The sequence below is a fragment of the Shewanella livingstonensis genome (assembly GCF_003855395.1).
Taxonomy (GTDB): Bacteria; Pseudomonadota; Gammaproteobacteria; order Enterobacterales; family Shewanellaceae; genus Shewanella; species Shewanella livingstonensis.
In genome coordinates this window covers 1,097,072-1,116,850 of sequence record NZ_CP034015.1, presented here as the reverse complement: position 1 = coordinate 1,116,850, position 19,779 = coordinate 1,097,072, and the positions used below count along the sequence as shown (strand labels likewise).

Here is a 19,779-nt window from a genome sequence, read left to right as displayed (position 1 = left end):
GTGATTGATATAAATGGAAGTAATAACGGTTGGCTGGGAGCCACATCACTCTCGATCTTCAACACACTCCTCTAAAGAAGTATATTGGCTTAAGCCTGTACTCACGGCATTCATCATCCATGTTTTATTAATTTATGTGTTGATTGCGTTTTGGTACCAAGACACGACGCAACGAGTGTCAGCTTTAGTGGTTAAACCTTCGACAACCGCAATAAAAAGCTATCTCATAACTTCAACGCAATACGAATCAATGACCCAAACAAGTTTACCACCCAAGCTTAATGACCTAGAAAGTGCCCAACACATAAAGAATTTTCCGCCCATTATTGATACGAATGTTGATGTTAGCCAATCAACGTCTATAAACGCGAAAGAGACACTAATCTCCTTAGATGAAGACAACAACACCCTCGATAACGTGATGCCATTAAACAATAAGCGCAACAACATACAATCGACTGCGAGAACAAAGGCATTGCCTAATCAAATAAAACCAAACACGACCACTAACGTAAACAAATCCGTACCTTCTTTAGCGTCAATACAACAAGCCACTAGCCATTTTATACAACAAAATAATATTGCAGCATTAGACACTCTCATAGGTTCTCAAACTGCATTACAAAATCAGCCAACAGGCACCATGAGTGAAATGGACCCTAACCTTGATTTTATAGAACTCGCACCAGAAATTGATATCAGCCAACCGCATACTTTTAATCATAGGCTAGACCCTAACAGAATCGTAAAACAGGGTGATTATTGTTACCGAGTGGTTGAATTGCCAACTCAAGTGAATCCACATGGATGGGGACTCGGATTTGCAGAATTTTGTGGTGAGGACCAAGTAAAAAAGCAATTAACAGAAGCAATTAACAATAGAGTTAATCGCATAAAATAACAGCGCTAACTCAATAGATAATAATGCTTATTGAGTGGCTCATTATGCTAATGATGACTCGCTTGAAGATTTACATTTCCTCATCACGACACTATTTTGAATGGCTACAGTACAAAATGAGCAACATTACCTTTGTTAGAACCATAATGAATGATTCACTTTTACTGCTATGGAGATTCGAAAAGGTTAATTAAATTGATTTACCAACTCTGTTTGACGTATACCCTGACCACTAATTTCTTGACTATGTATTGCTGCATTTTGGCAATTTTGTTCGAATTGATTTATGCCATCTTGTAATATCATCGCATTGCTATAAATTTGATTAACCACAGCGGCTTGCTCTTCTGCTGCTACGGAAATCTGTTCGCCATTACTTTCGATAATACTCATCACTTCACTAACCGAAATCAGGCTTTTCTCGAGCATGTTGCCAGAATCTATACTCTTATCTGTTAACACATGGCTTTGTTCCATTTGTGCAACGGCTTCTGCAGTTGTGCGGCTAAGTGAATTTATAATAGCGTGTATTTCATGAGCAGAAGTTGCCGAGCGACTTGCCAAGTTACGCACTTCATCCGCGACCACCGCAAACCCTCTACCAGCCTCTCCGGCCCTAGCGGCTTCAATGGCGGCATTGAGCGAAAGCAAGTTAGTTTGTTGTGCAATACTCTCGATAACCTCAACAACTTGGTTTACATTTTGACATTGCTTATTCAGCGAAGAAATAGCAACACGGGATTCTTCCAATAAGTGATTAATTTCCGTCGTCGCGATTTGACTGTTGGCCAATGCCACCTTAGTTGACTCTATTTGTTCAACTAAGTGATGAATTTCTGTGGTTGAATTTGTCGTGTTTTGAGCTATATCAGTAACAGACGTGCTCATTTGGCCGATGGCAGTGACAACTTGTTCAAGGTTTTGTGACTGGGTTACCAACTGACTTTGATTGGCCTGATTTTGTTGTTGATGCTCTTCTAAACCTTGCTGTAATTCCTCGCCACTGTCTTTTATACGTCCAACCACAGCCAGCGTTTCAGCTTTTTGCATCCGTAAACTTAATTCGAAGTGAGAAAGCTCATCGGTATAACCGGTGTAAACAAATTGATTTAGTGGATTATCATGTATTTTTTGACTTAACATCAGCATGTTACTAAAACGCTGTTTAAGAACATAAAGAGGCCGACAAAAACAGATAATAGCAACAATAAATGCGACTACGGTGAAAAAACCACTTGAGTAAGGTAAGGACATCAGTAAACCAGCAGATAACAACCAAGCCAAAAAAAGTTTAGTAATAATACTTGCACCAAACTTAGGCTTAGCAGCTTTACCAGCATTAATGGCATCGTAACAGGCTTGAGCACGTTCAGTGAGCTCTACTTCTGGCTGAGTTCTTACCGACTGGTACTCGCAAATAATACCGTTACGTTTAATCGGGGTCACATAAGCGTTAACCCAATAATACTGACCATTCTTGCAGCGATTTTTCACCAATCCCATCCAGCTTTTCCCTTGCTTAATGGTGTCCCATAGGTCACTAAATGCAGCTTTAGGCATATCTGGGTGGCGTACAATATGATGGGGTTTATTAATTAGCTCATCTTCTTTATAACCACTGACTGCCATGAAGTCATCGTTAACATGAGTAATAATACTGTCTAAATCGGTTGTTGAAAGGATCATATAATCCGACGGATAAGTGACTTCTTCATCGATGAGATCTTTTGTGGTCATGTTGATATATTAAACGTCGTTGAGATAAATAATTAAGCTGATTATTAAACAATCAGCATTATTTGTATGTGATGACTCACGACTTTAATCAGTAAATAATTAACATCTTTGAAATATTTGCGATTGGTCACACTGACACTTATTCAGGCTTACAACAGTTCAAAGTATTGACTCGATCATATAATGGCCAAGAAAGTGGCTATCATCATGATGTATTAATTGGTTTTATTCTTGAGGTTTTGAATTGCGATATTGTTTCGCATAATTAAAGCTTAAAGAAGCTAAAGGATAAAGAGATCTAATGTTTTTCCTAAACCTGGCAAAGACAAAAGTGGCTATGGTGACACCAACAGTGACCCCAAAAGGATGTTTTCGAGTCTGCTTTTTAACAGAATGGAGTAATAAATTAAGTGTTAACTCGCACTGTCTAACAGAGTCTTTCCCCTGCATGCGTGTTAACTTAATCGAATGATTTAGATGCTTTAGAGATGACATCGATACCCTCCTTTAATTGAGAGACTGTCTCTTTGAAGCCAAAAAAACGAATCAGCCGTTTTTGCCAATAAAGTAAACCGACTAAAACCAACATCATTGCGAGCAAAAATCCCCCAACCCCAATAAGTATGTTGAGAGTAATGCTGTAAAGCACAATCCCGGTGCAAACACATAAACTGAAGATAAAGAGCACTAATAACGGAATAAATAAAAGTTGGCAAACAAAAAACTGTTTTGCTGCGGCAACATTTCGTAATACTTCCATGAAGAAAAGTTGGACTGTAGACTCTGACCACTGTCCAACCTCTTGAGCTAATTTCGATACTTTATTAAAAATATCTTTAATTTCTTCAACGTTAACGTTCATTTCATCTGAGTTAACATGAGGCTCGCTCTGCGTGCCATCGGAGATTTTATCTTTGCTGCACACATCATCTGTGTTTTCCATCATAAAATCCCTCCGGCCGCTGTGTTATTTTATCAGTTTCGAAATGGCCCACCCGGCTAAAAAAGCACATCCGACACTTAATAAAGGATGCTCCTTAATCATATTTTCCGTTTGAGTTGTTGCCGATTTAACTTTTTCAGAGCCTTCATTTAATGATTCTTTAGCTTTATCTTTCAGAGAATTAACAGCCTCTGATGTCGCTTCTTCAGCTAAATGATAAGCATCTTCAATTTTCTGCTGTGGATCTTGATTTTTTGCCTTTGTTGTAGCCATTTCTAATCTCCTTAAATACAAAATTTATAGAGTGATATCACGCTGAAATAAATAGGGGCAATAAAAACTGTCCAATTAACACATTATTACGATAAATAGATTGGGTCAATTTATATTACATTAATAAAAAAATACGCCTAAATATTCGTTATCCTATTTTATAAAGCGAAAAGCATGCCACATTTAAACTAAATCAACAAAAACGCAAGCAACTGATAAAATTAAGATTTATATTTAATGGTGAGAAGTTAAGATATGTTTACATAATTATTTTTGTAGTTTTTACAGATGATGATGTTTTATCGTGTAAAAGTTACTTATGAAAAAATTACTAAGTTCTCGTTATTAGCGGTACCAATAGTATTGGTACCGCTAATAACGAGTGACTTAGTTTATTCTTTAATTTACTCCGTAGCGGTTGTTAACGGTAAAGCCCATATGCTATTACGTTCACCATAATAAACACGCTGTTTAGTTTTAATCGCACCATAATAAAATACACCCGCAAAAACTAACGCAATAAACTCAACGACCATGCTCGGAAAATAAATGGGTACCCACAGTCCTAAACTCGGCATAATAAAAGACACAACTGAAGTGATTGGTATTAATAAACAAGCCACAAATAATAGGTATTGTAAGTAAATAGCACTTTTAGCCGCACCAACAACAAAACTATAAATTAATGCGCTAAAAAATACTACGTAATAACAAATAAGATAATTGTTATTAACCTGAGCACTAATGAGATACAACCATTTACTTGAAAGCATCGTTATCATTACGGCTAATATTGAGCCTAAACACATACCCACGGTCAAAGATGCCATAAAACGGCTGGATTTATTTTGTATTGGTTGTTTTTGTCGACGCTTTTCTAACCATAATAAATTACCACTATAGAATAAAAATGCCCCAAGTAAGCCCAAAGAAAAATAAACCCAACGACCTAAATCTCCAGCATAGCCGCCAAAATGTAGCGAAAAAAAGCTAGCAACCATTGGAGTATAAATATCATTATCTTTCAACGGAATACTACTGTAGCCAACATCAAAGGTATAAGGGTTCATGTAAATAAAATCGCCAGAATTGACACGCATCATTTCACGTTCGTTAATAATGGTAATGCCAACCATTGGATTTGTTGTTGATAAATCAGAGAAAGCCATTGATTCCACATGGTAACCGTCGGTCATTTCATTAACTTTCTGAAGATAGCTTGAAATAGGCGGAAGCTGTTCAATTGAGTACTCTATTGTTGATCTCTCACCACGCTCGAACATGGGTTCATCGCCATATACCAGGCTTAAACCACCATAAAGAACATCATGAAAAGCAAACACAATCACAGTCCAAGCAATAATCAAATGAAACGGTAAGCTAATAATGCCGACTAAATTATGGCTATCGAGCCAAAAACGATTTACGCCTTTGTTCTTTCTTATCGCTAAAAAGCTATTAACTAACGTCGGTAATAAAAAAATAACACCAGACACTAATGCTAAAAAATATAGCACTGATGCCCCCCCTAAAACGAGAACACCAATATCTTCATGCCCGGCTTTTCCTGCTATGCCAGCCGTGCGATGAAGCATATCAATCAACTCTCCTAATTCATTCGTGGGGTTAACTTGGGTAACTAACTCCCCTTCATCTGACAAGGTCGCGTGTCTCATGACATTATTTAAATGTAAACCACGGCCGCCGCCCTGTTCAAACCATGTAAGCGGCGATAATTGTTGATTAAAGTTAACCGTAAAACTTTGCTGGGCTTTATCAAAATTTGTTGATGCTTGTAAGATTAATTGATCAAACTGATCTTTTGGTACTTGTGGTAATTGATGGCTTGGCGGTGTCGCCCATTGAGTAATCTCTTCCTTAAACATGGTCAATGAACCAGCATAAAAACCAATAAAGAGTACTAAACCGGCAATAATACCTGTCCATGTATGGATGGATTGATATGTACGTAGAATATCTCCGCGAACTCTCATGCTAACCACCTTAGTAAAAAGAACACGTTACACACCACAACATTCGCTAATGTTAAATAAACGATGGCATGTAAACCCGTTTTAAATAAATAACTAAACGCCAACACTAATAACCAAATGGGACTCACCATCCACATGTTAAATTGCACTTTTACAGGAGCATTAATACCGCCATAACCATACCAAGCAAAAATACCAACACAGGCATACGCCAACGTTAGTCCCAATATTGAGCCGGCTAATGTTTTTAGCCACCAATGAGGCTGTATTTTTTCATCCGCTGTAAGCCTAGTCATCAATCATTCCTTTTAGGTTTGACTAAATATCCATTTATACTCAATAAAGGAATACAAATAACAAATATGATAATGGTGAATAACCAAATAAAAACTGCGGCACTCATGGTGTATAGTTTCAACCATATCAACAATGCTAATAACCAATAAATTAAGGTTCCAAATCGCCAAGCCTTAACCAATGGTTTTTGTATAAACTGTTGATTTTTGTTAGTGAGATAAATAAGCATTGCGCCGATAACAGTTAATAATAATGCCAACAAAGGCCACATTTAATAAATCCTCGCAATAGATGTAAAACTAACTCATTTCAGTAGCCGATATCGCATTACAGCAATATGTTAACGGTTAACTATTAATCAATATGAGTTTGCATAGCGTTATTTTAGGCCGATAAAAGTAGTTAATTAACGGCCATTGATATGTTAATAATGAAGTGATTAACATTTTGTGTAATGCTTAAAAACTCATCTTTACTTTAACAGCAAAACTACGAGGTTCACCGATACGCAATGCACCATAAGCATCACCCGCAGCCCAAAACTCTTCGTCGAATAAATTATCAACGGTACCAATAACGGTTAGCGTTTTGTCGTCAATCATCGTGCTATAGCTAACACCGGTGTAAAACAAAGTATAAGCAGGTAATTCCCAGGTATTATTAGAATCTAATGTTGTTTCACCAAAGTATTTGGCGCCTAAATTAACAGCTAAACCAGGCACTGCATCGACCTCATAGTTAGTCTGCAAGCTAAACTGTTGACTTGGTGTACCAGCAACGTCATTACCTTCCACCGCTGAATTTGTCTTGTCATAAGTGGCATCCAATAACATCAAGTCACCGTATAGAGATAAATTATCAGTGACTTCCCATGCTCCACTAAATTCCAAACCTTGATAAATGCTAAGTCCATCCTGTACTAAATAATTATCACCAGTAACCAGTGTGGCGCCTCGCTCGATGCGAAATAGTGCCGACGTTAAAGACCAACCATCACCAGCAGTTTTAACACCCAATTCATATTGCTTACTTTCTAATGGTTCTAGTAGCTCATCAGCGTTTGCGTAAGTCTCGCCAACATACGACGTTGTCCCCTCAAACGATTCAACATAGCTGACATAATATGTTGTTTTATCATCAGGTTTAAACATCAATGCAGCAGTAGGACTTAGGGCGCTGTCTTCATTGTAAGCTTGGTATGAAGAGAAATATTCGCTTGGCGTATGTTCAATTTGATTAGATCGAATACCGAGTAAGACTTCCCATTGATCGGTTAGCGAAATAAAGTCACTGAGATAAACCGATTGTTGTTTATCAATCCAAGCCATAGATAGATTATCTTCTAAGGTTGAATTATAGGTTGGAAGCTCAACAGGATTAAACAGATTATCGGTTCCATAACCCCACATTACTACGCGATGCGGATCATTCCGATACGTTGTAGACTTCTGATATGACGCACCTAACAACAGGTTGTGTCGAATGCTACCGGTTTCAAACTCACCGTTAATCACAGCCTGAATTTGATCATAATTAACATCAAAATACTGATCATATAAGGAAATATTAACATCACCATCACTATTGAGTAAGTAGGCTAAGCTTTTTACCCAACGAGTCTCATTCTTAGAATAATCATACTCAAGACGAGCACTCCAGTTATCATTAATGTCCCAATTTAGGCTGGTTAACGCTACGATATTTTTGTAATCATCGAAGGTACCGTCAGCTCCAATACTGCGAGTACCGCTAACGGTATCAGGAAGCAAATCAGTACTGTCTAACGAATTATTCATTGTAGTCCATGAATTTTCAGTTAAGCGATCGTTATAAATAACATCAACAGTCCAATAAAGTGAATCGGTTAATTGTGCGTCAAATGCTAAAGCTGCAGTATTACGATCAATTGTGCCATCTTCTAAATACGTGTCCCCCGACTCTTTAACAAGGTTAACCCTAACACCATACTCATCGTTATCACCTAAACGCTTACTGGCATCAATATGACCACTAAATACACTGTCACTGCGCATGCCAACATCAACTATAAATTTATCGCCTGTTGCTTTTTTGGTCACATAGTTAACGACGCCACCAGGTGCAGCCATCCCATACATGAAGCCAGAGGCTCCTTTTAGTAAGGTAACTTGCTCGAAGGCTTCATAAGGGAGTTCACCACTAAAATTATTGATAGACATACCATTAATTTTAAAACTATTGGTATAGTCTAAAGGTAAGCCACGAACACGAATAGTTGAGCCAAAGGTACTGTAAGCACTACCATCAACCGATACAGATGCTTCTCTACTAAAAAGACTATCCAGAGTATTAACCTGACGAATTTCTATATCTTCAAGCGAAATAACATCTACTGAAAAGGGGGTTTCTAATAAAGTTTTATTACCCAAGGCTCCACCATTATTATTAGAACTCAGCTCGGTCAGTTTATGGCCCACCACACTAATGGTTTCAATACTGCCTTTAGTCTCTTCTACGTTTTCCTCCCCTATAGCAGAGTAACTATTCAAAGAGAGTGCAGAAGCACATACAACAGCCAATTTACATTTATTAAACTGTAAAGTATTGATTTTCATTACATGTTCCATTTAGTATTTATAAAAGATATTCACGCTTCTACAATAAGCGTCTTTTAACTTATCAACATTTAGCGACAAACAAGCTAATACTAATAACAACGATTATCAATCGCATTTACAAATAACATTGATTATTTACTCTAAAACTTGAGTTATGAATAACAATTGGACGCAAAATTCATCTCGCGATGAGTTTTTTGGCAATGAAGTGATTTGAATTCAGGCACATCAAGTGATAACACTCTTGTGTTTCTTTAATAGAGGGTTTTTAAATCGTTGTCATACCAAATTTGTGCCATATCAAATCTCTGTAACATCAAATATGAGCACTGTATTTTTATCAACCTTGAAGCAGAACCGTCACACCAATACATGATAGTGTTTGTGACTAAATCGAGCTCCTTAGCTAGAGAACCTTCGATGAGTAAACAATTATTCTGATTCATCTGGGGTCGTATATGGCTATATTGACAACTGAATAGACAATATTAATTAGCACGCTTGATGTGTGCCAGATAACGTTAAATTATTCAATGAACTGTATAATTGTGGTTAATTAATGATTGGTGGAAGATAACGTGCTAACAAAAATTTTAGTCACAATATTGGTAATACTTGGCGCTATTGTCTACTTGCGCCGTGGACGAGGACATAAAGTTAATCGCATCACAGAAATGGCAAATACACAAAAATCGCCACTTTTTAGTCGAGTCATTATTTACACTATGATTGCGGTGTCGATGTTAGCGTCTGCAGGCTATTGGGGCTGGAGTTGGTATGACGATAACACCGTCGTTGAAGTCACAATTACATCGCCCATTGAAGCGATGACAGACAGTTACAAAGTGCGTAAAAAAGATATTGAAGCCCAGCAGATAACCACTGTTGATGGCATTCAAATTCGTTTATCTAATCAAGAGCGTTTAACGGTTAAAGCAGTAGAAGCACCTTGATTACAAATCGCTCACTGTGCATCAATTTTGGCGGCTAATCATTACCAAAAATAACATCGTCCATTTACCACTAATTACTGCTTATTTTAGCTAACTCAAGTATCCGTAACACGTGGATGGCATCTTCAGGATTAACAGGATTACAACCGCCTAACGTTATAGCTATTGCTATTGCTGGATATTATTGTTGATAACAACCATCCATTGTTTCAACGATTGCCTCGACAATTTCACTTGAAGATTAAGAATATAAACAGCCATAATTATCACGGTTTCCACACCCTAAAAGGATTCATTTGGAGTGATACCCGCTTTTAATTGCTCTTCCTGAGGGGCTGGGCCATATTTAACAAAACTACCTTGCATGCCCTCAATACGAAAGCGCATATTTGAGGGCGCTGAAATTAACTTGCATGAAGTGCCACATCAAGATTGTCAAAATTTAGTATTACATGGAAGTAATCTGTCGTTTAAGCGCCTTCTCGTAACGGTAAACATCTTGCGATTAATGCTTCTGGCAAACCAAACAGATTGATGGCCTGATCGACTAAGTGAGAAGCTAGATCAAACCAGATCCCTGTCCCAGTCTAGGTTGCTCTCTCCATCTTTGACGAACCGTAGGGGCGAAATCGATCATAATGAGATTCAAAAAACTGCACACTTCCGAATCTATTTGCTGCAAAAGGTTTTTAACCGTTAAAAAGTCACTATCCCAATGCCTGTGCATTTTCATAAATTGAAATATTAGGATATTTCATCTGAACCAATTCTGTTTGAGAATGATTTATCGCAACGTTTAGCCTAATCCAACAGTTTTCATTACAATGGACTAAAGTATTTTACAGATCTTAAAGTAACCAAATAAATGGCAAAACCAAACAAGAAAGGACCTTCCCGCACTGTCGATATTTTCTGCGTTAAATGTAAAACTCAGCTGTTTAAGTATCGCAAGGGAGGTAAAGGCGCCTTAATCAAATGCTTCAAAGAGCGTATTGTCGAAGATAATACTAAAGTCCCCTGCACTTGCCCCGAATGCGGCCAAATATTTGCCAGAGACACCTTAGTAAGAGGCGCTCCAGCCTTTAAGATGGTGGGTGGCAAAGTCAGCTTTAAATAATCACATCGTACATTGGTATCAGTATCAATCGCACCAATGCAAATATATCCATAATCGATATGCCACTAAATTTATCACTGGTTAAAAAGCGCCGGATAATAAAAAGTCATTGATGCTTTAATCGGTAGCCTTTATGTCAAATAAACCCAATTAACGACACCGCTTACGATGTTGGCTTTCCTATTGGCTTTACATAGTGATTCAAATGAAACAGCTGTTTTTCATTGGTAATTATTTTTAGTCTTGTGTTGCTAAGCCAAAAAACAGTAGCACGAGGAGGTATGTAAATGCTGACATTAATACTTCATATTATAAAAATAACACCTATATCCAGGCATAAATTAATTCAATAGCCACCGTAACTTACCGCTTAAATGACCAACGCTAACTACACATAAAATCTTAAAAGTACAACTGGGGATTAATCGGTAAACGTCTCAGCTTTAATGTACAAGAAAGCGTTATCTCCTAAATATATTGAGCAGCAGCTCCTGTGATATTTAAAAAAATAAAAAAGCATCGTGCCGTAATAACATAGTCATAAGATCACTATAAGACTTTAATAGGAGTGCATTTATATGTATTTGCACACTTTTATGAGTAAAGCATGATTATTTTTACTGTTAATAGGCATATGATATAGAAAAGTAGAACTGACATATGAGTCACCGACGGATCAAGCTTCATAGTGCTTAGTTTTATTAGCAGTTACGATTGTTTGCGAACTGGATCGCGTTTTATAAGGCTGGAATGCATAACGATGGTTTATTGTGCTAAATTTAGAACTCAGCGTTCTAAATTATATCTTTTGAGAGGCGACAATGGCGCATCGTTGGCAAATTGCAATTTCTGCGGGTTTATTGGCGGCTATTTGGGCCGGTCTTGCGGATGTGTTTCATCTAGTGACATGGGTTGGCTTTCTTGGTTGCAGTACTTTTTTTGCTCAAACTGAATCGGGGGCTAAAGGCATGATGATGGCGATGATGACTAATCTTTCCGGTGTATTCTGGGGATGGTTAATTATTGCGGGTAGCGGTGTGTTAGGTTCCCCCATTATTAGCTATGCACTAACTGGCATTGTCACGGCATTGATGTGCTTACAAGCCTGTAATAAGAACTTTGCTTTTATTCCCGGTACATTTATTGGCTGCTGTATAACATTCGCGTTAAATGCAGACATCGCAGCTATTATTCCACCACTCGTTATAGGTGCTGCACTTGGCTACAGCATGAGCCTACTCACAGGCTTATTCATCACCTTAACGGATAAAACGACCGAATCCTTAAAAAATAGTGCTGTGGAAGAGACATAAACGCAGATTGTATCCTTCAAGCAACCACACACCAACGTTGTGTATAGCACCCATGACTTTAATCATTTTCTCTTAGGGTGCCACGACATAATAATAACAAATTTCTACGCTAGCTTTGTTATAAGCTAAACAGCGATATTATTCCGCTCTCAATTTCTAATGTTATTATTACTACACAGCTTTACATTTATTGATCTAAATTCAGTCAAAATATTTTCAATCACCGCTGCTATCGAATTATCAGCACAGAGGGCTAACCTGCCTGTATCCATTACCTCAGTTAGCAATGAAACAGTAAGTAGCCGGATCTGATTCGAGGCATTATTCATTGCCTATAAATCACTCGAGCCAGCTAAAAACCAAACTAATACATAAATATTCGACCATCATCATGGTTGAGCCTTGTTGACTTTATTTAAATAATATAATGAACCTTACTTTTATTAACCATAAAAAAGCCAAGCAATACAGTGAGATAAAAAATCAAGAGTCAATGAGGTAAAACGTAAATGGATGTAATAGAAGTCTATACACTGGAACCGTATTGTCGGACATCGGTTCACAACCCTAATAAAGTCGATTTATTTCAGCCGTTAGCCATAGCGTTAATAATCCATGTAATGTTGATATTTTTAATAGCATTATTTTGGGAGCAAGACACAGATCAACGCACGTCAGACTTACCAGCAACACCTAAGACCAAAGCAATTAGAAGTTATCTTTTGAGTTCAAAGCAGTATCAATCAATGATCAACACACTCCCAAAGCCAAATGATTTGGATGATATTCAACAAAATAGTCATCACTCGAATACCCGTCTTGGGCTGTCCTCTGCCAAAACTCAAACAGAGACAAGCATGACCATGAGAGAAGTTAGCGTCATTAATAACTTCATGTTACCTGAGAAAAAGTATTCCGATACTCAAATAAGTATTAGGGCCTGTATAAAGTTAATCAAAACAACAAACTCGATAACTCAGCACCAGATAATTCAATACCCGTCAGAGGCTCTATTCAGCGTGCCTCAAGTCAATTTATACAACAACACAATATAGAATCATTATAAACCCTGATTGGATCACAAACCGCTTTACAATTTACACCTAAAGCAACCATGAGTGTAATGGACCCTCAACTCGATTTTATTGAGTTGGCACCGAACATTGACATGAGTCAGCCCCATACATTTAATTATCGACTAGACCCTAATCGTATCGTCAAGCAGGGAGAATATTGTTATCGAGTAGGCTGCTGTCTACCCAAGTAAATCCACATAGATGGGGATTAGATTTTGCTACTTTTGTGGCGAAAATAAAGTCAAAAAATACTTAACCGATTCGATTCGATTCGCAATAGAGTAAAAAAAGTAAAAAAAGTAAAAAAACGATAAAGTTAATCGCATGCCAATATCAACAATGCTAGCCAGTAAGCCAAAGCATCCTTTTTTATCGTCGTATTTATTGAGATTTTACTGATTAGGTTTAATCAGTAAAAACGCGGTTTGCCTACCATTTAAATACCAAACACCCGATTGGTCAAAAATAGCATCTTCTTCTAGCATGATTCTGATTTCTTTTTTCCATTGTTCAATAAAAATGGCGTTGTTCAACTCAATAGAATAGGCCGTGTTTAGATGTAATGGGTAATCACCATCGCCAGAAACACCGTCTTGCGAATCCCACATGCCAAGTGTTGTACCAGCCGCATGACCATGATAACCCAGCGGATGCGTATATATTGTTGGTTTTAATCCTTGTGAAATAGCAAGTTCACGAGAACGTTTTAACACTTGGTTACCAGTAAGGCCTGCTGAAAACTGTCCGGTAAATATATCTTGTAGTTTGTTGCCTGATAACAGCGCCTTTTGTAAATATTGTGGTGCTTCGCTTTCGCCAGGTTTGAGTACATAAGCATGCTGTTGCGTATCGGTATTTAAACGTAAATAGGTTATACCAAAATCAACATGCAGTAGATCGCCCGGTAAAATAATTTGCTTACCATTGTCATGGGTAGCACTCGACTCGTGCTCCAAGACAACATCATCACTACGCTGAATTGATACACTTGGATGAAACCAGGTTTGCAGTCTTAGTTCAACAATACGCTCTCTAAGCCACCAAACTACATCGTCAGTTGTTGTTTTTCCAGGCGTGATGACTTTATTTGAAAACGCTTCAGCGATTATTGCATGCGCCAATTTTACGATGTCTTTATAAACGGCAATTTCTTCAGGTATTCTTTGTTCCAGCCATCCTACGGCGACAGGCTCCGCTGAAACAATTTTTGTTTTATATTTTTCGGGTAAATAAACTAACAAGTTTTCTTTATCTGTTGCGACGAGGCCATCGGCGTGAGCCCAATTGTCTGATTGGTTAATGCCAATGGTATTGGGTTGATAGCGTTCAATTAACTCATTAAGAGCCAACCATTGATTAGATTGTTTTGATTTATCCCAAGCTTTTTCAAAAACATTACCAACGTTATAAGGTGCTATTGCATAAGCACCCACACTGCCATCACCTTTACGAGCAAATACCAGTATTGTTGTGCGGCGAGCAGATATCCATGTAGCCGGTAATAGCGTTTTAATTACAGGGTCTTCATTGTATTCACGACTAATGATTATCCACATATCCAGCTTATGGTCATTCATCAATTTGGGTAACAATAGCTCGACCCGCTTAGCCAGTATGTTGTCAATAAACTCAGCTCTGTCGCGCATAGGCAATATATCATCTGCAATTGTTGCCGATGAACCTACAGAAAAAGTCACTAGAATTGTTAAAAAAACCCAATTAAACAAGCGCAAGAAAGCCCCCTTTGTGAATTATAAATATTACTATTAATAGTTAAGTTACGTGTTTTAATGGCAATTTACTAGATGTTTTAAAAAGACTCTTCTTTCATTATTACGTGACGATAGTAGGTAGCTTATTTAACACTTTTGGTTAATATTGATCATTATGAAGTAAAATATACAGGGAAATGATACATTTCCAGCCCATTACAAGTTCTATTATTAATTAATTTACATGAAACTAAGCCATATATGGCCATGTTATTGGACAAAGATAGGTCTATGTTTTTTTAACACTTTAAACAACCTAAGAAACTACTTTTTTAATGACCATTTTCTCAAAGATCCCTTTTTATTTTTGAATAATTGATGGTTAATTTAAAGGTTCTTTAGTGGCAGTTTTGAATGCTAATAATCGGCAGTTCTAATACAATCAAGCAACATAGTTGATGTAATAATCCAACTTTAAAGCTAATAATGAAGTTAACAGACACTCTCTCAGCGCTTATTATTGCGTGCTTAATTTATTATTAACCGTTAATATAGATTTATTTTAGATGGATTTATTTTAGGTGGATTTATTTTAGGTGGATTTTTTTGAATATGAAACGTTTAACACAAGCGACTTTATGTGTCTTAATTTTAACAGCCTGTGATAATAAAACTGCAACTTCTTCCGAGAGTGCTCTAGCGACAAAAATAGAGATGAACACTGCTGAAATTAACAGTATTGAAGTTGAAAAGGTGAATAATGTCGCTCAATTGATTATTGTTGATCAGATCTCAGAGAACGTTTCTACATACTGCAAAGCAAATGAAGTAACCTACATTAACACTAAGATAAATAAGATTGAACGTAATCCCAGCAAAGGTATAGCTTATAAGCTGACGCCTACCAACAACAGGTTGTCAATGTGCTTGGCTAAAGACAATTCATATTTAAGTTATCGCTACGGTAACGGCGATACTGTCACGCTTGAAAACCAAACGACTACTGAGCTGCCGTTTGGCAGGTATTATCAACAGATAGGCCGATTGGGAAAGGATATTTTATTTTTTAGTAACGGTGCATACTATTATTATGTCGGTATTTCTGGCGGTATGGGTCGCGGCATATCAATTGATGTTTTTAAGGGCGATGAACTTATTGCGGAGCTTTTCTCTGGTAATACTATCGATGAGGATTTCTTTTTAGCACCTAATGTAACACTACCTTCAGCATTGTTTAGTGAAAAAAAACCTTTACATAAAAAAATGCAATAATCTCTAAAATGCAAATGAAACTAAGCCATTTATAACCACGTTACTCCACCCACTCATGCCGATGCTCAAAGTTTTCACCTGTAGATTTATCAATCCCACATAAAAATACCTTACAAACCACCCACGAACAACAGTGACAACTTTCTATTTGCAGGAGAAGGCGTATCTTCTAGGCTAACGATTGCCTGTCTGGGTCTAGCCATCTTTATTTACCCTGTTAAAAAAGGAAATAAAGCGTAATTTATTGTTTGATATTTAGCCAACAATCATGGGTAGTCATGTTATTAGTATTTGGCTGCTTGTTTGGCAAAAGCTTCTCATTCTTGTTTATTCATGTTCTACCTTCCATTGCCCCTATAGGGTGCTGATTGAAAAGCAGTTACACAACATTATTTACAGGCTTTTTTTAACACTAACTTAAAGGCCGACACCCTTGTGACTTGAATACCCTAATAAGTATTTTCAAATTACAATCTCGACCTTTGTTATTGTATCAATCGTTTGTTAATGAGTTAACTTTACAACAATAGGATAATGACTTATAACACAGTGAAGATATCTTCAAGTGCTAGACGAGCCTTAGGTAGCCCGTGATTATAGTCTTCTCCATCCATGTGATAACCCATTACGAGAGCTGTTTCACATACAAAACCACCTAACTCTTGCTTAAACTCTTCTCCAATCAATGATGAATCAACACCTTCCATAGGTGTAGAGTCAATCCCTAAGCGAGCCAGTACGTGTAAGGTATTTCCTAATGCAAGGTAAGTTTGTGCCTTAGTCCAATAACCGTTAAAACCATTTTCATCCGTGTTTACTTCAGCAAAAGTAAAGCCACCATTGAGCATGTTATCAAACATCTCTGCAGGTAAATGGCCTGAACTGACTTCCACATCAACCACTTTTTTATACTGCTCTTTCGTAAAGTTAGGGTTAAAAGCAAACAAAATGATGTGTGAAGCTTCTTTAGCATGATGTTGGTTAAACTGATACATATTTGCAAAAGTATCGTGGAAACGTTGTTTGGCATTATCACTTTCAAGAATAATGAACTTCCAAGGTTGTGCATTAATTGAAGACGCGGATAAACGCATTGCTTCTTTTAGCACGTCCATATTTTCAACAGATATACGTTTGCTTGGGTCATATTTTTTTGCAGTATAGCGGTTGTTAAGATCTTGAATGATTTGATGAGACATATTTTTATCCAAATTAATATTTAGCCAAGCACACACACTTTGATGTTTTATAAACGAATAGTGATAGTGAACTAAAGCTTGTTGCCCTCTAAGTTGTGTGGATGATAAAGGTCATCACGCCGAATAGACATATTCATATACTCCAATCATTATGGGTAAATAGTTCCACAATATTAGGCTGCCTTATAACATAGCAACAAAGCTATTTATAACCAGATGTTAAGGAAGATATCACTCACTTGTGATTAAGTGTGCAAATACGCTATAGGAGTTAGCGTAAGCGTTATTGTGTAGCGGATAGGAGGTTTCACAAGGTTTGTATGGGGAACTTAAACCAAGCAATTGAAACTAAATTAGAATTGAAACCATGAAACTAAGCCACCCATTTTATGATGAATTAACATAACTGCTTATAGATTGGATTGAGATAGTCTTTTCCACGATTCAAATGTATAAATTGAACAGCGATGACTCAGGAATTGAGTAAGAAATTGAAAACAGTGACTTATAAGTTAGATCCAAAGCAGCACTAGCCGCTTGATATCAATCAAGCTGGAAATGAGGTTATTATTGTAGTTTTTGTTTTATACGTTCACTCTTAAGCACATAACCAACGCTGGCAATTTGATGCACCTTGTCGTCGTTTTCGCTCTAAATGTTCACAATATTCAGTTAATGCGGGTAATGCACCCACTGCGCCTTTGAATAATGCCCCAAATTCGGTAGTGATTTTTAGCCAGTTTTCGGCAGGAATATTAAGTCTATTCAGTATGTCCTGACTGCTTGAGCTAATGGCACCACGCTTATCTTCTCGAATAATACGACATGTATCTTCGACGAGTACAATGTAGTCTTTCACGCTGAACATTAGCCCATTAGGCATGTCTAAACGTTCATTACCCACAAAAGGTAATAACTCTTTCAGTTGCTCGCCTTTTATTGCTGAGTTTATTCGGCGCTGAATACTGGTGTAATCTGAAGTTTCTGGAGTTGTTGCCATCTTGGCACGAATTGGGTTTAAATCCACATAAGCCATACAGGCTAATATTGCGGCTTCATCAAGCAGTGCTTGCCTCTTTATGACGGAAAAAGGTAAACCGTCCTTCCCACAAATTTATCGGGAATCAATTTGAACAGCTTTAGCTGGCCCGAAGGGTGAGCGCCATGGATGGCAGCGAATAGAATCTTCCGGTACATTTATCTTCTTTATTGGCCATTCGAGCGATTGGCTCACTCAAGGAGCGCATAAACCAGCTGATATCAATTAAGCGCTTACGGTATTCAGTAATGCATTCATTAACCGTTTGAAGCTCAAATGAGTTTAAGTCCTCACCTTTAACAAATTTTTGCGTCAGTAATGTGCCTTTAAAGCCTTTGTGCCATTGAATTAACAATTCTTTATCTGACCAGCATTTCGCTTTTTCTGCATCAACCTTTAATACCACATGCAAGTGATTACTCCCTGTTCATGACAAAGAATGCATAGGCAAAGATGGTCGCTAACTCAAGAATGCGTGAATCGACCCACTCACGACGATGCTCAAAATTCTCTCCTGTAGAGTTATCAATTCCGCACAGAAATGCCTTACGAACCACTCGCGAACAACAGTGACAACTCTCTATTTTCAAGAGAAGGTGTGTCATCTAAGCTAACAATTGTCTGTCTTGGTCTGGCCATCTTCAAATACCATTTAGGAAGGGTAAATAAAGCCTAGTTTATTGTTTGATATTTAGCCAATAATCATGGATGGCCATATTATTCCTGTGGAGGATTAATTTAACGCACTGAAATTAAGAGAGTTAAATAATTAGCAAATGAGCTAAGGGAACTTGCTGGCTACAGAAAAGTTGCCAGATAACAATCACATCAAACAGCGCGTTTTCTCGAGCTGTTATTTACATAATAAAGAGTCACTCTCAGGTGTTCGGGCTTGTTCAACACTTGGGATAAGGACGCGGCTTCGCGCGGCCTATCCTTATTTGTTATGTTTTCGTGCTAGAGGCAATCACCATTTGCACATGCTGTAAGTAAACTACCCCAAAATATGAGTTGTGCCAATACAAATAAATAAGTTAACCACGCAATAATAAGTTTAGGTTTTGAATGAAACTTGATACTTTTAAACAGATAAATACCACTAACGATGGCGATAATAGAATAAAAAATTTCGATATTAGTTAACACACTACGTAAAGAAAACCAGTAGGTAGATTGAACACCCAAAATGACGATTACACTCGGGATAATAATTGATATTGCTAGCGTGCGGTAAATATTAATCTCGAATCATCCTTGAAAACAATCGTGGTAGAGCGGGCCATTACTGACCCGACCCCACACAGATCCGGACGTGCGGAACTACCGCATCCGGCTCTTCAGTTATATATTCACTCG

Annotated in this window: 14 protein-coding genes and 1 pseudogene; 6 read left to right on the top strand and 9 right to left on the bottom strand. The window is 37.5% G+C overall.

From position 1 onward, the window contains the following. The first annotated feature begins 13 nt into the window (after window positions 1-13). Window positions 14-901: a hypothetical protein gene (locus tag EGC82_RS04875; protein WP_124729757.1), complete on the top strand. Its 888-nt coding sequence runs from the start codon at window positions 14-16 to the stop codon at window positions 899-901. Between the two features lie 186 nt (window positions 902-1,087). Here the strand turns inward: EGC82_RS04875 and EGC82_RS04870 are convergent, their stop codons facing one another. The 6 genes from EGC82_RS04870 to EGC82_RS04840 form a co-directional block, all read right to left on the bottom strand. After that, window positions 1,088-2,638, bottom strand: coding sequence for a methyl-accepting chemotaxis protein (locus EGC82_RS04870; protein WP_124729756.1), 1,551 nt, complete (start codon window positions 2,636-2,638; stop codon window positions 1,088-1,090). Between the two features lie 460 nt (window positions 2,639-3,098). Continuing rightward, complete coding sequence (locus EGC82_RS04865; protein WP_011638659.1) at window positions 3,099-3,581, bottom strand: hypothetical protein; 483 nt, start codon at window positions 3,579-3,581, stop codon at window positions 3,099-3,101. A 24-nt stretch (window positions 3,582-3,605) separates the two neighbouring features. Continuing rightward, on the bottom strand, window positions 3,606-3,854 hold the full coding sequence (locus EGC82_RS04860) for a hypothetical protein (RefSeq protein ID WP_011638660.1): 249 nt from the start codon (window positions 3,852-3,854) through the stop codon (window positions 3,606-3,608). Between the two features lie 404 nt (window positions 3,855-4,258). Beyond that, window positions 4,259-5,848, bottom strand: a complete 1,590-nt coding sequence (locus tag EGC82_RS04855; protein WP_124729754.1) for a PepSY-associated TM helix domain-containing protein — start codon at window positions 5,846-5,848, stop codon at window positions 4,259-4,261. Beyond that, a complete protein-coding gene (locus tag EGC82_RS04850) occupies window positions 5,845-6,144 on the bottom strand; it encodes a hypothetical protein (RefSeq protein WP_123883365.1) in 300 nt (99 codons plus the stop codon). Before EGC82_RS04850 ends, EGC82_RS04855 begins: the two co-directional genes overlap by 4 nt. 459 nt (window positions 6,145-6,603) lie before the next feature. After that, window positions 6,604-8,739 (bottom strand): TonB-dependent siderophore receptor, encoded by a 2,136-nt coding sequence (locus EGC82_RS04840; RefSeq protein ID WP_244212536.1) that lies wholly within the window; start codon window positions 8,737-8,739, stop codon window positions 6,604-6,606. Window positions 8,740-9,320: 581 nt separating this feature from the next. On the opposite strand from EGC82_RS04840, the gene EGC82_RS04835 reads away from it, so the two are divergent. The 4 genes from EGC82_RS04835 (at window position 9,321) to EGC82_RS04820 (ending at window position 13,180) form a co-directional block, all read left to right on the top strand. Further along, window positions 9,321-9,695 carry a hypothetical protein gene (locus tag EGC82_RS04835; RefSeq protein WP_124729752.1) on the top strand — a complete coding sequence of 125 codons (375 nt, stop codon included), beginning with the start codon at window positions 9,321-9,323 and terminating at the stop codon, window positions 9,693-9,695. Between the two features lie 865 nt (window positions 9,696-10,560). Continuing rightward, a complete protein-coding gene (locus EGC82_RS04830; RefSeq protein ID WP_124729751.1) occupies window positions 10,561-10,812 on the top strand; it encodes a hypothetical protein in 252 nt (83 codons plus the stop codon). A gap of 821 nt (window positions 10,813-11,633) precedes the next feature. Beyond that, window positions 11,634-12,125 (top strand): DUF1097 domain-containing protein, encoded by a 492-nt coding sequence (locus tag EGC82_RS04825; RefSeq protein ID WP_124729750.1) that lies wholly within the window; start codon window positions 11,634-11,636, stop codon window positions 12,123-12,125. A gap of 509 nt (window positions 12,126-12,634) precedes the next feature. Then, on the top strand, window positions 12,635-13,180 hold the full coding sequence (locus EGC82_RS04820) for a hypothetical protein (protein ID WP_124729749.1): 546 nt from the start codon (window positions 12,635-12,637) through the stop codon (window positions 13,178-13,180). 413 nt (window positions 13,181-13,593) lie between these two features. Here the strand turns inward: EGC82_RS04820 and EGC82_RS04815 are convergent, their stop codons facing one another. Continuing rightward, a complete protein-coding gene (locus EGC82_RS04815; RefSeq protein WP_415837579.1) occupies window positions 13,594-14,934 on the bottom strand; it encodes a M24 family metallopeptidase in 1,341 nt (446 codons plus the stop codon). A gap of 591 nt (window positions 14,935-15,525) precedes the next feature. On the opposite strand from EGC82_RS04815, the gene EGC82_RS04810 reads away from it, so the two are divergent. After that, window positions 15,526-16,185, top strand: a complete 660-nt coding sequence (locus EGC82_RS04810; protein WP_124729748.1) for a hypothetical protein — start codon at window positions 15,526-15,528, stop codon at window positions 16,183-16,185. A 539-nt stretch (window positions 16,186-16,724) separates the two neighbouring features. Here EGC82_RS04810 and EGC82_RS04800 read toward each other — a convergent pair. Together EGC82_RS04800 and EGC82_RS04795 are read right to left on the bottom strand one after the other, a co-directional pair. Then, the gene (locus tag EGC82_RS04800) at window positions 16,725-17,384 is read right to left on the bottom strand and encodes a nitroreductase family protein (RefSeq protein WP_124729747.1); all 660 of its coding nucleotides are present in this window, start codon (window positions 17,382-17,384) and stop codon (window positions 16,725-16,727) included. Between the two features lie 598 nt (window positions 17,385-17,982). After that, a pseudogene (locus EGC82_RS04795) lies at window positions 17,983-19,062 on the bottom strand (transposase). Window positions 19,063-19,779 lie beyond the last annotated feature (717 nt).